11 protein-coding genes are annotated in these 13,608 nt (G+C 63.9%); 6 read left to right on the top strand and 5 right to left on the bottom strand.

Translation table 11 applies throughout. The features are described from left to right. The first annotated feature begins 121 nt into the window (after window positions 1–121). Window positions 122–1,276 (top strand): alkaline phosphatase family protein, encoded by a 1,155-nt coding sequence (locus QM596_RS16065; protein WP_019747155.1) that lies wholly within the window; start codon window positions 122–124, stop codon window positions 1,274–1,276. Here the strand turns inward: QM596_RS16065 and murJ are convergent. The 4 genes from murJ to QM596_RS16085 form a co-directional block, all read right to left on the bottom strand. Then, window positions 1,262–2,878 (bottom strand): murein biosynthesis integral membrane protein MurJ, encoded by a 1,617-nt coding sequence (gene murJ / locus QM596_RS16070; protein WP_283309408.1) that lies wholly within the window; start codon window positions 2,876–2,878, stop codon window positions 1,262–1,264. The genes QM596_RS16065 and murJ overlap by 15 nt on opposite strands. Before the next feature lie 97 nt (window positions 2,879–2,975). Continuing rightward, window positions 2,976–4,004: a beta-ketoacyl-ACP synthase III gene (locus tag QM596_RS16075; RefSeq protein WP_003945837.1), complete on the bottom strand. Its 1,029-nt coding sequence runs from the start codon at window positions 4,002–4,004 to the stop codon at window positions 2,976–2,978. A 161-nt stretch (window positions 4,005–4,165) separates the two neighbouring features. Then, window positions 4,166–4,807: a response regulator transcription factor gene (locus QM596_RS16080; RefSeq protein WP_003945784.1), complete on the bottom strand. Its 642-nt coding sequence runs from the start codon at window positions 4,805–4,807 to the stop codon at window positions 4,166–4,168. Beyond that, the gene (locus tag QM596_RS16085) at window positions 4,795–6,033 is read right to left on the bottom strand and encodes a sensor histidine kinase (protein WP_283309409.1); all 1,239 of its coding nucleotides are present in this window, start codon (window positions 6,031–6,033) and stop codon (window positions 4,795–4,797) included. Before QM596_RS16085 ends, QM596_RS16080 begins: the two co-directional genes overlap by 13 nt. Before the next feature lie 109 nt (window positions 6,034–6,142). Here QM596_RS16085 and QM596_RS16090 point away from each other — a divergent pair, with 109 nt between their 5' ends. The 4 genes from QM596_RS16090 (at window position 6,143) to QM596_RS16105 (ending at window position 11,987) form a co-directional block, all read left to right on the top strand. Next, window positions 6,143–6,925, top strand: coding sequence for an ABC transporter ATP-binding protein (locus QM596_RS16090; protein WP_019747152.1), 783 nt, complete (start codon window positions 6,143–6,145; stop codon window positions 6,923–6,925). After that, window positions 6,925–9,408: an FtsX-like permease family protein gene (locus tag QM596_RS16095; protein WP_283309411.1), complete on the top strand. Its 2,484-nt coding sequence runs from the start codon at window positions 6,925–6,927 to the stop codon at window positions 9,406–9,408. The genes QM596_RS16090 and QM596_RS16095 overlap by 1 nt, the downstream gene beginning before the upstream one ends. 21 nt (window positions 9,409–9,429) lie before the next feature. After that, window positions 9,430–10,062 (top strand): class I SAM-dependent methyltransferase, encoded by a 633-nt coding sequence (locus QM596_RS16100; protein ID WP_007734580.1) that lies wholly within the window; start codon window positions 9,430–9,432, stop codon window positions 10,060–10,062. A gap of 89 nt (window positions 10,063–10,151) precedes the next feature. Then, window positions 10,152–11,987 carry an acyl-CoA dehydrogenase gene (locus tag QM596_RS16105; RefSeq protein ID WP_020906438.1) on the top strand — a complete coding sequence of 612 codons (1,836 nt, stop codon included), beginning with the start codon at window positions 10,152–10,154 and terminating at the stop codon, window positions 11,985–11,987. Window positions 11,988–12,072: 85 nt separating this feature from the next. Here QM596_RS16105 and QM596_RS16110 read toward each other — a convergent pair whose 3' ends face one another. Then, complete coding sequence (locus QM596_RS16110; protein WP_241840959.1) at window positions 12,073–12,702, bottom strand: hypothetical protein; 630 nt, start codon at window positions 12,700–12,702, stop codon at window positions 12,073–12,075. A gap of 179 nt (window positions 12,703–12,881) precedes the next feature. On the opposite strand from QM596_RS16110, the gene QM596_RS16115 reads away from it, so the two are divergent. After that, window positions 12,882–13,604, top strand: coding sequence for an ATP-binding cassette domain-containing protein (locus QM596_RS16115; RefSeq protein WP_019747147.1), 723 nt, complete (start codon window positions 12,882–12,884; stop codon window positions 13,602–13,604). Window positions 13,605–13,608 lie beyond the last annotated feature (4 nt).

The raw sequence follows: 13,608 nt of genomic DNA on the forward strand, positions 1-13,608 counted from the left end.
GCCGCACCGGCCCGCGGTCTCTGCGCGCTGATCATCTGGAAAGTCCCGATTTGACCGCACGGATTTGAACACTCGCCCAGAAGGTATGCAGTTTTCTGCGTCCAACGCCTAATCTCATGGGATGCCCGCCCCCGCCCCTCTCCTCGATGTGTACTCGCAGCCGACTCTGTCGACGCTTGCGCCGTCGGTACTCGCTTCTCTCGGAGTGAGCGGCGAAGCGAACCGTCTCGATCTACAGCCCAGCAAGAAGACTGTAATTCTGCTGGTAGACGGGATGGGCGCGAACTTGCTCGCCCGCAACGCCGAACACGCACCATTCCTGAACTCACTCATCGGAACGCCCATACGGGCAGGATTCCCCACGACGACGGCCACCAGCATCGTCTCGTTGGGGACCGGGCTGCCCTCGGGGGCGCACGGAATCACCGGTTACCAGTCTTACGTCGAAGAAGCCGATTCGGTGTTCAACTGGCTGGGTTGGCACAGCGCGGGCAAGAAGGAATCTCAGACCGACTCCATCGTCCCGGAGACCCTGCAGCCGCAGGCCACGACCTTCGATCGTGCCGCGGCCGCCGGCATCACCGTCACTACCGTCGTTCCGTCCAAATTCGACGGCAGCGGCCTCACCCGGGCGGGAATGCGCGGCGCCCAGTTCGCCGGAATCCAGGCATACGGAGACCTCCTCGCTCGCACCGTGGCCGCGTCGAAATCTGCCGACCGTACGTTCACGTACTGCTACATCAGCGAGATCGATGCACTCGGCCACGTCTACGGCCCCGAGTCCGAGCCGTGGATTTTCCAACTGATGCTTGTCGATCGACTGGTCGAGCAACTCGCCGCCGCTCTCGGTCCGGACGTGAGATTGCTGGTGACGGCTGATCACGGAATGGTCGACGTGTTGGACGAGAACAAGATCGACTTCGACAACACTCCGATTCTGTCCAAAGATGTACTCGCTCTTGCCGGTGAACCTAGATGTCGTCACATCCACACCCGAGAAGGCGCTGCACAAGATGTTGCGGACCGCTGGCGCGCCGAACTGGGTGACCGCATGTGGATCGGGACGAGATCCGAGGGCATAGTCGCAGGATTGTTCGGGCCTGCAGTGCATTCCGAGTATCACGGCCGGATCGGTGATGTCATCGCCATTGCGTCCGGGGACGTGGCCGTCGTACGTCGATCTGTCGAATCGGGACTGTCCGGCCTCCGTGGACAGCACGGCGCCCTCACTCCGGACGAACTGCTGGTACCGCTCTTGTCCTCAGGACAGCAGTAGGGCCCGAGCCCGGCGAATCTCGGGAACACCGACGACCTTGCATGCGCCCAACAGGACGACTGCACCTACGGCCGCACCCGCCGACAATGAAATAACAGCAGCAAGCCTGGGCTCGGGAACTCGGTTCTGAACCGCCACCACCAAAGCGAGCGCACAACCACCTGCCAGAATTGCCGCCGCCGAAATCCTTCCGACGGTGGCCTGCACGCGACGGAATCCCAACAGCCCGTATCGCTTTCGAAGCAGGATGTGGCCGAGCGCCGCTCCGCACACGTAGGAGAACGAGCCCGCCGCACAGACGGCCAGGACCAGCGTTTCGTCACTCGCCGACAGAGACGCAAGTAGAACGAGCGCCGTCTTGGCTACCACCATCACCAGCGCGATCACCGCGGGAGTTCGGGTGTTGTTGTCGGCGTAGAACACTCGAAGCTGAAGCATGACCATCGCAAAGGGCACCAGCCCGAATGCACTGACCGCAACGGCCGTCCCGATCAACCGGGCACTGCTGCCGTCGACTCGGCCGAAGAAGATCAGGGTGGTCAACGAGGGGCCGAAGACCATGAGCGCCACCGTGACCGGAATCAGCGCCACCACTGAATACCGGGCTCCCCGGCCGAGATCGGATACGACGCCGACGTCGTCACCCGCAGCAACCGACCGGGCGATCCGCGGCATCAGCACCGTCAACAACGACACACCGAGAATGCCGTACGCCACTTGAAACAGCAGATCCGCGTGCGTGTACATCGAGTAGACGTGACGGGAGAGAGTGACCTTCATCGTCACCCACACACCGATCTGACCGGCAACGACGTACACAAGCACCCAACCGAGCAACGGCGCCCCGACGCGCACCGGGCGCCAGGTGTGCGGTACGACCCGCACGCGAAGGCGCCACCGAAACCCGTTGCGGTGCAGCGATCGAGCAACGACGGCGGTTTGCGCCACGATCCCGAGCAGAGTGCCGATACCGATCACCAGAACCTGCGCGGTGGTCATCGACTCGGGAGTCAGAGTAACCGGCCCCGGGATGCACAGGAAGACCGCGACCGTCACCAGAAGGACGACGTTGTTGATCACCGGCGCCCAGGCCGGCGCGCCGAACACTGATCGAACACTGAGTACTGCCGTCATCATCGCCGTGACGCCGTAGAAGAAGATCTCCGGCAGAAGCAAGTACGCGAAGAGCGTCGTCAACTCTCGTTGAGCCGGATCATCGATCACAGCCGAGACCAGAGGCGGCGCGCACACCACCGCCACTACCGTCACGAGCGCAAGAGCAAGCGCTCCGACGGTGAGAACGCGCTGCGTCTGCTCTCGTTCGAGCGTCCGCCCACGACTTCGCTGCCGTGTCAGATACGGAAGCAGAACGCTGGCGAGAATTCCGCCGAGGAGGAGCTGATAGACCATGTTCGGGAAGCTGTTGGCCGCGTTGTACGCATCACTGACCAGGGCGATGCCGAGGACCGCGGCAAGGGCAAGGGTGCGGACGAAGCCGGTGATCCGACTGACCGTGCTGGCGAGCGCCACTTGCCCGCCCATCTTCGCCAAGCTGCCGCCCGTCACACCCGTACGTTCGGACTCCCCCATACTCTCGACCATCTCGCCAGAGTGCCACATCGCAGAGGTACGACGATCTGGACGGAAACGGAAGAGCGCCCCGAACCGTGGGGTTCGAGGCGCTCGTCACGAGAGAAGATCAGGCTGATTCCGCTCCAGCCAACGGCGGCATGACGACAACCTGGCCGGCGAAGGACAGACCCGCACCGAAGGCGAGAAGCAATGCCTTGTCGCCCGGCTTGCACTGGCCGTCGCGCAGCATCTGCTCCATGGCGAGCGGGATCGAGGCCGCGGACGTGTTGCCCGTCTCGGCGATGTCGTTGGAGACGGGGAAGCCCTCGGGCAGCTTCATGCTGCGAGCGATGACCTCGTTGATGCGCTGGTTCGCCTGGTGCGGCACAAAAGCGTCGATGTCCTCGATACCCAGCCCCGACTTCTCCAGGGTGCGAGTGGCGACCTTGCCCATCTCGAAGGCAGCCCAGCGGAACACCGCGGTACCGGCCATCTTGATCCACGGCCGAGGTCCGGTCGGGTTCTTGGTGTAGTCGAGCCAGCTCGGCTCCTGAACGATGGCGTCGGACTGGCTGCCGTCCGAACCCCACTCGACCGGGCCGATTCCGACGGTATCGCTCGGGCCGACGACAACTGCGCCTGCGCCGTCACCGAAGATGAAGCGAACGCTGCGATCGGTGGGCTCGGTGGCCTCGCTCATCAACTCGACGCCGACGACGAGTACGTGATCAACCGTGCCGCCGCGAACGAGGTCGCTGGCCACGGCAAGGGCGGTACAGAAACCGGCGCAGCCTGCCGCGACGTCGAATGCAGCCGGACCCTTGATGCCGAGCTCGTGGGCGACGATGGACGCAGCCTGAGGAGTCTGCAGGTCCCACGTCGACGTCGCGATGATCACGGCGCCGATCTGCTCGGGAGCAATGCCGCTGACGTCCAGTGCTTTACGGGCCGCGCTGATCGACATCGCGAGGATGCCTTCACCTTCGCCGGAGAACCGGCGCGACTTGATACCCGATCGCGTCTGGATCCACTCGTCGGTGGAATCGATCAGCTCGCAGATCTCGTCGTTGGTCACGACTCGCTCCGGGCGGTGAACGCCGAGCCCGAGAAGGACGGACTGCCGACCTCCGGCCACACTGGCAATCGGCTTACCCATTGATCGATCTCCTCGTTGGTTTCTGGTGATGACGCGCATTCGACATCACACGTTACGTACAGGACATAAGCCCCTGCCTCTCAGGTCACCGTTCGATCACGGCAACAACATGAGGCTGGCTCACATTACGCTTCGGTCAGGTATGTAGTCCAGATCCACGATCAGGCGCGTAAATGAGCTAGAACTGCCAAAACACGACGATGCCCGCTTTCGGAAGCCGACAGGCCGAGTTTTGCGAAGATATTTCCTATGTGCTTGCTCACAGCAGTGTCGCTGACGACCAGTTTCCTGGCGATTTCCTGATTTCCCAGCCCCTCCGCCATCAGTCCGAGAACCTCGGACTCGCGTGGGGTCAGTGATCTGATCGGATCGTCGGCGCGTCGACGGCTCATCAGTTGGGATACGACCTCGGGATCCATCACGGTTCCGCCGTCGACGACGCGGTTCAATGCGTCGACGAACTCGGCTACCTTGCCGACCCGTTCCTTGAGCAGGTACCCGACCCCGCCGGCGCCTCCTGCCAACAATTCACCGGCGTAGCGATCCTCGACGTACGCGGAAAGGACCAGGACGGGAAAGCCCGGGCGAAGCTTGCGCACCTCGATCGCCGCTCGAAGCCCCTCGTTGGTGAAAGTAGGAGGCATCCGGACGTCGAGCACCGCGGCGTCGGGGGCGGTCTCCTCGAACACCGTGAGGAACTGTGCGGCGTCGGAGACGGCAGACACCTCGAAGCCCTCTCCGCGGAGCAGCAGTGCCAGCCCCTCTCGCAGGAGAGCGTCGTCCTCGGCAATCAGAATCCGCACGGTAGTTCCACCCTCATCGTTGTCGGTCCACCCTCCGGGCTCTCCAATACTGCGGTTCCTTCGAAAGCCTCGACCCGGCGTCGGATACCCGCCACGCCGCCGCCCGGGCGTTCGTTCGCGCCGCCCTGACCATCGTCGATCACGTCGATGAGCATCGTCTCACCCAACGAGTCGTCCGACGCCTCCGTCCGTGCCGTGACGGTGACACTGCGCGCTCCGCTGTGTTTTGCGACGTTGGTCAAGGCCTCGGCGACGACGAAGTACGCAGCAGCCTCGACGGCAGCCGGGGCTCGGCGGAGTTCGTCGATCTCGAGTACGCAGGGCACGGCGGAGCGCCCGGCGAGCGCGGAGATCGCGCCCTCCAGACCCAACTCGTCGAGGATCGGCGGGTAGATGTCGTGCACCAACGTCCGGAGTTCGCTCAACGCCTCGGTGGCCGCATCCTGGACCCGATGCAGTTGTGGCAGAGCCTGGTCCGGATTGTTCTGCAACGACCGCTCGGCCATCCCCAACATCATCACCACCGCGACCAGACGGTTCTGCGCGCCGTCGTGCAGATCCCGCTCGATGCGCTTGAGTTCGGCCGAATGTGCGTCGAGCGCCGCAGCGCGGCTGGCCGTCAGGGCGGTGACGCGCTTCGAGAGGTCCGAACGCGTGTCCGGCGCAAGCAAAGTCGTGGTCGACCAGCTGATCCACTTCGCCATCGCGGGGATCAACCACCACGCGATCAGGAGGTACAGGATGCCGATCAACGGCATTCCGGCAGCGCCCAACCACGACGTCACGGGGTACGGATTGTTGACGGGTTCACCGGCGGGCATCTGCTGCCAGTACAGCGGGACGGCAATCGAATTGAGTGCACCGAGTGGCAGAGCAATGGTCAGCATCGCCGCGACGAAAGCCCCCAGACCATGAATCGACAGCCAGGCCGCGTCGCGCCTCGTCGACTGATCGGTGAGGAACCGGCGCCAATCCCCGAAGGTCGGATTGCTTGGCATCGGTGGGTATCGCTGCAGAACAGGGCGTCCGGTGTACGCAGCCGTTCTCTTGCGGGCCAGACCCGCCCACCACCGGAGGACCCGCACGTACGACGGCAACAGCAACCAGCCGACGATCAGAATCGAGAGCGACAGCAGAATGAGACCGACCATCAGCAAGAACAGGGAGACCACGGCTGCCGCACCCTCGACGAGCACGTACACCGCAGCCCTGGTTCTCTTCTTCACTGCCCCAGCATGCCGCACCTGATGCCGCGATCCACTACAGCTGGCTACACCATTGATTCGGGACCCTGCTGGATGTCGACGAATGCCGAATCTCCATAGCGTTCATCCCATGAAGAATCGACACTCGGTCCTCGCCCCGCCGGCCCCTGGTGCCACGGCCGCCCGAACATCCGCCGTGCGACTCGAAGGCGTCAGCAAGATCTACGGCAACGGCCGCGGCGCCGTGACCGCCCTCGACAACATCAGCCTCACCTTGCCGCGCAGCACCTTCACCGCCGTGATGGGCCCGTCCGGATCGGGCAAGAGCACTTTCCTGCACTGCGCCGCAGGGCTCGATCGACCGAGCAGCGGATCGGTGTGGCTGGGCGACACCGAGATCTCACAGCTGAAGCCGAAGGCCCGCAGCATCTTCCGTCGCGATCACATCGGTTTCGTCTTCCAGGCCTACAACCTGCTCGGCGCTCTCGACGTCGAGCAGAACGTCACGCTCCCCCTACTCCTCGCCGGACGACGAGCCGACAAGCAGTACCTGACCTTCGTCCTCGAATCCGTCGGACTCGGATCGCACCGCAAGCGCAAACCCTCCGAACTGTCCGGCGGTCAGCAGCAACGCGTCGCCATCGCGCGCGCCCTCGTCACTCACCCCGACGCACTCTTTGCCGACGAGCCGACCGGCGCCCTCGACTCCCGCAGCGCCAAGCAGGTTCTGGAGTTGTTGCGCCGGACAGCCGCCGAGTTCGATCAGACCATCGTCATGGTCACGCACGACCCGGTGGCCGCGTCGTACGCCGATCGTGTGCTGTTCCTCGCCGACGGGAAACTGGTCGGGCACATCGACCGCCCGACGCCGCAGCAGATTGCCGAGCGCATGACACACCTCGGGGACTGGTGATGATGAAAGCGCACACCTTTGCGCACCTGAAAGCGCATCGCTCCGGTTTCGTCGCCGTGTTCGTCTCCGTATTCTGCGCAGCGCTCCTCACCTGCGGTCTGGGTGTGCTGCTGGAATCGGGAGTGCGAGGCGGCGTCTCACCACATCTCTACGCCGGTGCCGACGCCGTCGTGAGTGCACCACAGGCGCTCGAGGTCAAGGAAGACGCCGATCAGCCTTTTGCCGAGCGAGTTCTCCTCGACAGCGATACGGTCCGCAAGCTCGACGCACTCGATGTCACCGTGGTTCCCGACAGCTCCGTCCCCGTCAGCACCGCCGAGGGCGTCGTACTCGATGCACATCCTTGGAACACAGCACAATTGGCGCCGTACTCGCTCACCGAGGGGCGCGCTCCGCAGAGCCGCGACGAGGTGGTCTCGACCACGGGCGCCGCGCTCGGCGAGCGAATCACGCTGGCCCACGGCGCGATAGCCGACGAGTACACCGTCGTCGGCACAGCTGATTCGGCTTCGGCGCCGTCACCCGACCGTCCGGCACTCGTCTTCCTCGACGACGCAGAGGCCGAACGGTTGTGGCCGCACCAGAACGCTGTCACCGCAGTCGGATTGATCGCTCCCGAAGGCGTGGATGCTGCCGCTCTCGCCCGCGATGCACTCGCCGGAACCGGTGCGGAGGTCTCGACCGGCACTGCACGCGGAGGCATCGAATTCCTCGACGCCGGTGCTGCGCGGACGCAGTTGATCGTGCTCTGCGCGTCGTTTGCCGGTCTCGCGTTGATGGTCAGCATGTTCGTCGTTTCCAGCACGCTGTCGCTCTCGATCAACGCCAGGCGCCGAGAGTTCGCTCTGTTGCGGGCAATCGGAGCCACCACGCGGCAAGTGCACGTCATGATCGGACGTGAAGTGCTGCTCGTTGCTGCTGCGGCGGCAGCTCTCGGCGCGGTGCCCGGATACCTGCTCGCCCGAGTGCTGGGCGCACAGTTCGCCGACGCCGGGGTCATGCCCACCGATTTCGCGCTGGCCTACAGCCCGCTTCCGGCGATCGCAGCTTTCCTGATCTGCGTACTCACTGCCCGCGCGGCAGCGGCGATCGCGGCACGACGACCGGCGAAGCTCGACCCCGTCGAAGCGCTTCGCGAATCCGAAAGCGGCCCGGCGAAACTGAGCCGCGGACGCATCGTCACCGGGCTGATCTTCGGCGCCGCCGGCCTCAGCGCCTGCGTCCTCCCTGCTTTCCTGCCCGGCAGCGTGGCGGCCGCTGGAGCCGGTTCGAGCGCACTGTTGTTGATCTTCTCGGTCGCGCTGCTCGGCCCCTTGTTGGTGCGCGGCATCATCAAGGTGATCGGCGGTCCGCTGCGCCGCAGTGGGTCGGCGTCCAAAGTTCTCGCTGCCGCCAACGCCGAATCCAATTCGAGACGGCTCTCGTCGGCGGTTGTTCCGTTGGCTCTCGCAATCGCACTGGGCTCGGTGCAGTTCTTCAGCCAGAGCACCGTCGCCGCCGAGGCGACCAACCAGTCGATCAAGGGCGTCACCGCCGACCTGATCGTCGGCGCACCAGCCGGTATCGCTCCCTCGCTCCTCGAGTCGATCGCATCGGTGCCCGGAGTGAGTGCGGCAAACCCGGTGGTCCGCAGTCAAGTCCTCCCGGTACCCAGCGGAGAGGAAGGCGGCTCAGCCGACAGCGCGATCGCGGCCCAGGGCATCGACGCCGCCAGCGCCGACGCGACCCTCGATCTCGCGGTGACCGAGGGCGACCTCAGCGCTCTGACCGGCGATACCGTTGCCGTGAGCGAAGACGGCGCCTTCACCCTCGGAGCCAAGGTAGGCCAGCGCGTCGACCTCTATCTGGGTGACGGAACACTGGTACATCCCATGGTCGTCGCAAAATATGGTCGCGGCCTCGGATTCGGGGACGTGACCATGCCGATCGAGACTTTGCGTCAGCACTCCACCGACGCTCTGATCGACACCGTTCTGGTTGCTGCCGAACCCGGACGGTCGGCCGAAGTCCAGCAGTCGTTGCGCTCGTTCCCCTCGATCGCCGCGATGAACCAGGACCAGTTCGGGGCCGCGGGCGAAGATCAGCGCCGTATGCAGTCGTGGGTCAGCATCCTCGCCGTCCTCGTCCTGCTCGGCTATCTCGCAGTCGCCGTCGTGAACACCCTGGTCGCCGCCACTGCCGAGCGTTCCCGCGAGTTCGCGCTCCTTCAACTGGTGGGCTCGCGGACGAGGCAGGTCCGAGCAATGATGCGCATCGAGTCGTTGATGGTGGTGGGAATCGCCGTCGTGGTCGGATCACTGATCGCCCTGCCGCCTCTGATGGGCATTGCCGTAGCGGTGTCCGGGCAGCCGATCCCGGCGATTTCACCGGCGATTTACGGTTCCATCGTCGCGGTGACCGCTGTTCTGGGATTTGTCTCCATCGCGATCCCGACGCGCGCCGCTCTACGCAAGAACCCGATGGACGGAGTGCGTAACCACTGAGTGGCACTACCGTCGTCATCTATGGATGCGGCGGCCTGGGACAAGAAGTACGAAGAAACCGAGCTCGTCTGGGGCGCTCCTCCCAACGAATTGCTGGTGGAATACGCGACGGCCCTCCCCCACGGCCAGGCACTGGACCTGGCGTGCGGCGAGGGCCGTAACGCGTTGTGGCTCGCGACTCGCGGTTGGGAGGTCACCGGCATCGACTACTCGGCCGTCGCGATCGAGAAAGCCCGCACGATCGCGGCCCGCTCACCCCGATCGGTTCTCGACCGGCTCGACTACCGATGCGGCGACGTCACCGTCGCGGATTACGCCTCGAGGAACGGGCAGGGATACGACTTGGCCCTGCTTCTTTACCTTCATCTGCCCGCACCACAACGCACCCTGGTTGTGAACCGTGCCATAAATTCTCTGAAACCTGACGGAATCCTCATGATTTTGGGTCACGACCGAAGCAACATCGACTACGGCGTCGGCGGGCCGCAAGATCCCGAAATCCTTTACACACCAGAAGAATTGATGCAGGAGTTCCGCGGAAAGCTCGAGTTCGAGATCGCCGGAAATCCCCACAGGCACACCGAAACGGGAATCGCGGTCGACGCGCTTGTCATCGGACGCAAATCCGGTGTTGGCAATGCAAAGAACGGCTAGTAACATGTATTAAGTTACCGACGAGTAATAAACTTCGGGCGGTACTAGGAGTGCTGGACCGCACCACCTCACTGGGAGAAGCAGAAGACATGGGCCATTACAAGAGCAACGTTCGGGACCTGGAGTTCAACCTCTTCGAGGTTCTCGGACTGGAGAAGCCACTGAGCGAAGGCGCTTGGGGCGACCTGGATGCCGACACTGTCCGCAACATGCTGGCAGAGGTCGCACGCCTGGCCGAGGGACCGCTTGGCGAATCTTTCGCCGATGCGGACCGCAACCCCCCTGTCTTCGATCCCGAGACGCACACCGTTGCACTTCCGGAATCCTTCAAGAAGTCGTTCAAGGCTCTGTGGGATGCCGAGTGGTACCGCATGGGACTGAGCGAAGAGGTCGGCGGCGTGCCGGTTCCCCGCTCCGTCGTGTGGGCCATCGGTGAGCTGATCCTGGGCGCACAGCCTGCAGCGCACATGTACCAGGCCGGACCCGCCTTCGCGGACGTGCTGTTCAACAACGGCACCGAAGAGCAGAAGAAGTGGGCAGCCACCATCGTCGAACGCGGATGGGGCGCCACGATGGTCCTCACCGAGCCCGACGCCGGCTCCGACGTCGGTGCCGGACGCACCAAGGCGATCAAGCAGGACGACGGCTCCTGGCACATCGAGGGCGTCAAGCGCTTCATCACCTCGGCCGACTCGGACGACCTGTTCGAGAACATCTTCCACCTCGTTCTCGCTCGCCCCGAAGGCGCCGGACCGGGCACCAAGGGCCTGAGCCTGTTCTTCGTCCCGAAGACGCACTTCAACTTCGAGACCGAAGAGTTCGGCGAGCGTAACGGTGTCTTCGTCACCAACGTCGAGCACAAGATGGGCCTGAAGGTCTCCGCCACGTGTGAGGTCACCTTCGGCGGCCACGGCATCCCCGCACAGGGCTGGCTGGTCGGCGAGGTCCACAACGGCATCGCCCAGATGTTCGACGTCATCGAGCACGCTCGAATGATGGTCGGCACCAAGGCAATCGCCACCCTCTCCACCGGTTACCTCAACGCTCTCGATTACGCCAAGCAGCGCGTGCAGGGCGCAGACCTGACCCAGATGACCAACAAGGCAGCACCGCGCGTGACCATCACGCACCACCCCGACGTGCGCCGTAGTCTGGCAATGCAGAAGGCATACGCCGAAGGCCTGCGCGCGGTGTACCTCTACACCGCAGCTCACCAGGACGAGGTTGTCGCCCAGCTCGTCTCGGGCGCAGACAAGGACACCGCGTTCCGCGTCAACGACCTGCTGCTCCCGATCGTCAAGGGCGTCGGCTCCGAGCGTGCGTACCAGTACCTGACGGACAGCCTGCAGACCCTCGGTGGCTCCGGCTTCCTGCAGGACTACCCGATCGAGCAGTACATCCGCGATTCCAAGATCGACTCGCTGTACGAAGGCACCACGGCCATCCAGGCTCAGGACTTCTTCTTCCGCAAGATCGCTCGTGACCGCGGCGTCGCGCTCGCTCACGTTGCCGGACAGATCAAGACCTTCATCGACAGCGAAGCCGGCAACGGTCGCCTGAAGGCGGAGCGCGCACTGCTCGCCACCGCACTCGAAGACGTCCAGGCCATGGCTGCCACGCTCACCGGCTTCCTCATGGGAGCTCAGGAGCAGCCCACCGAGCTGTACAAGGTCGGCCTCGGTTCCGTCCGCTTCCTGATGTCCGTCGGCGACCTGCTCATCGGCTGGCAGCTCCTCCGCCAGTCCGAGATCGCTCTCGCGGCACTCGACAACGGCGCTTCCGACAAGGACAAGGGCTTCTACGAGGGCAAGGTCGCCATCGCGTCCTTCTTCACCAAGAACGTCCTGCCCGAGCTCACCGCTTCACGCGAGATCATCGCGAACACCGAGAACGACATCATGGAGATCGACGAAGCAGCATTCTGATTCGTTCCTGATTCATGAAAAGTGCCGGTCCCGAGAATGTTTCGGGACCGGCATTTTCATGCTCGGCAGTCAATGCAATCTGTGGTCATCTGCGCTCGACGGTCGGGCAACTGATCTGTGCGGACAGTACGGACGTCGTCGGTTGTTCGCCGGGCCGTGCCGCCGTTCCTACCAGGGAAAGCGCCACGCGCCTGCGGTCCGGAGAACTGACTATTTCGATGGAATTGTCGACGCCGCCGCCGAAGGACACGAACTGTCCGCTCTGATCCGAGAACATCATCGTCGCCCCGGACTGACCTGGTTCCGGGTTTTCGTTCACGTAGACCTGCAACTGGAAATCACGCCCCGGATATTCGCCGCCGCCGTCGTACTCGTAGAAGGAACTCGTGTGCACCTCGTAGGCCCACTGACGGTGACCGGCGGGCAGCGAATCCGCCCAGTTGTGCTCGAAACACGTGACGGATCCGGGCAGCGAGACATTGGCTGCGCCGCTCCACCCACCGGACAGGGTGATGGCTCCGTATGGCGCTGCTTCGGACTCGTGCCGATCGGAAGGCAAGGGCGGAACGGTCAAGGGTCCGACATTGCGACCGGTGAACTCGAAAAGCCTCTCGCTCGACACGAACGGGGGCGACTCGCGCTCACCGCCACAGGAGACAACTGACAGGGCGGCCATGACCAGTAACGCGCACATACCGCGTCTACGAACCGGCACCTCGACACCCCCTGCCCGTTTCCAACAGAATACATACCGTTCGGTCTCCAAGTTACCGATCGTGTCCGACACATCCCATTCGTGGGACCGCTCACCCGCTACCGATGTGATTGGGTGAGCACGAACGTCCACTGAACCAGCACTCGGTTCTTTCGAAGGCCGAGTAGATCAACAGACAGGTGATCATCGTGGTCGCACCAGAGCACGCACAACTCGATTACGCCCCTGAACTGGCATTGACCGCCACGGACTTGGCGCTCGACGGCCCATGGGGGCCGGTGTTCGGACCCGTCAATCTCGAGATTCGTGCAGGCGGTGTGACCATCCTCGAAGGCTCCGCCGGTTCAGGACGTACGTCCTTACTTCTGACACTCAGCGGACGAATGAAAGCCAGTTCCGGATCACTGTCCGTCTTCGGTCGAACGCGTCCCCGAGAGATCTTCGAGATCGCCGGGGTCGCCGGGTTCGAGGACATCGACGAGCTTGCCGAGTCCGTCACCGTCCGAGATCTGATCACCGAACAAATTCGCTGGGATGCGCCCTGGTACAAGCTCATCGGACGTGCCGGAGACCGCGAACTCGAAGCGGTGTGCGCTCCCGTCTTCGGCGATCATCCCTTACCTGCGCTCGGCCGGTACGTCAGCGATCTCGGGGAACTCGAGGCGACCCTGCTGCGTATCGCCGTCGCGAACACGAAGAAGCCGGCCCTGCTCGTCGTCGACGATCTCGAACAGGTGCGGCGCGACTCCGAACGCGCGTACCTCGTCGAGCGACTCGTCGAGATGGGGAGCTACCAGACCATCATCGCGTCGACCGTCAACCCGCTGCCCGACGGATCACCCATCGATGCCGTCGCCCTGCTCCAAGAAGTCACCAATCCCGACCAAGAAGGGGCGAGGTAACCGC

The organism is Rhodococcus sp. IEGM 1406 (assembly GCF_030056745.1).
In the GTDB taxonomy this organism is placed as follows: Bacteria; Actinomycetota; Actinomycetes; order Mycobacteriales; family Mycobacteriaceae; genus Rhodococcus_F; species Rhodococcus_F erythropolis.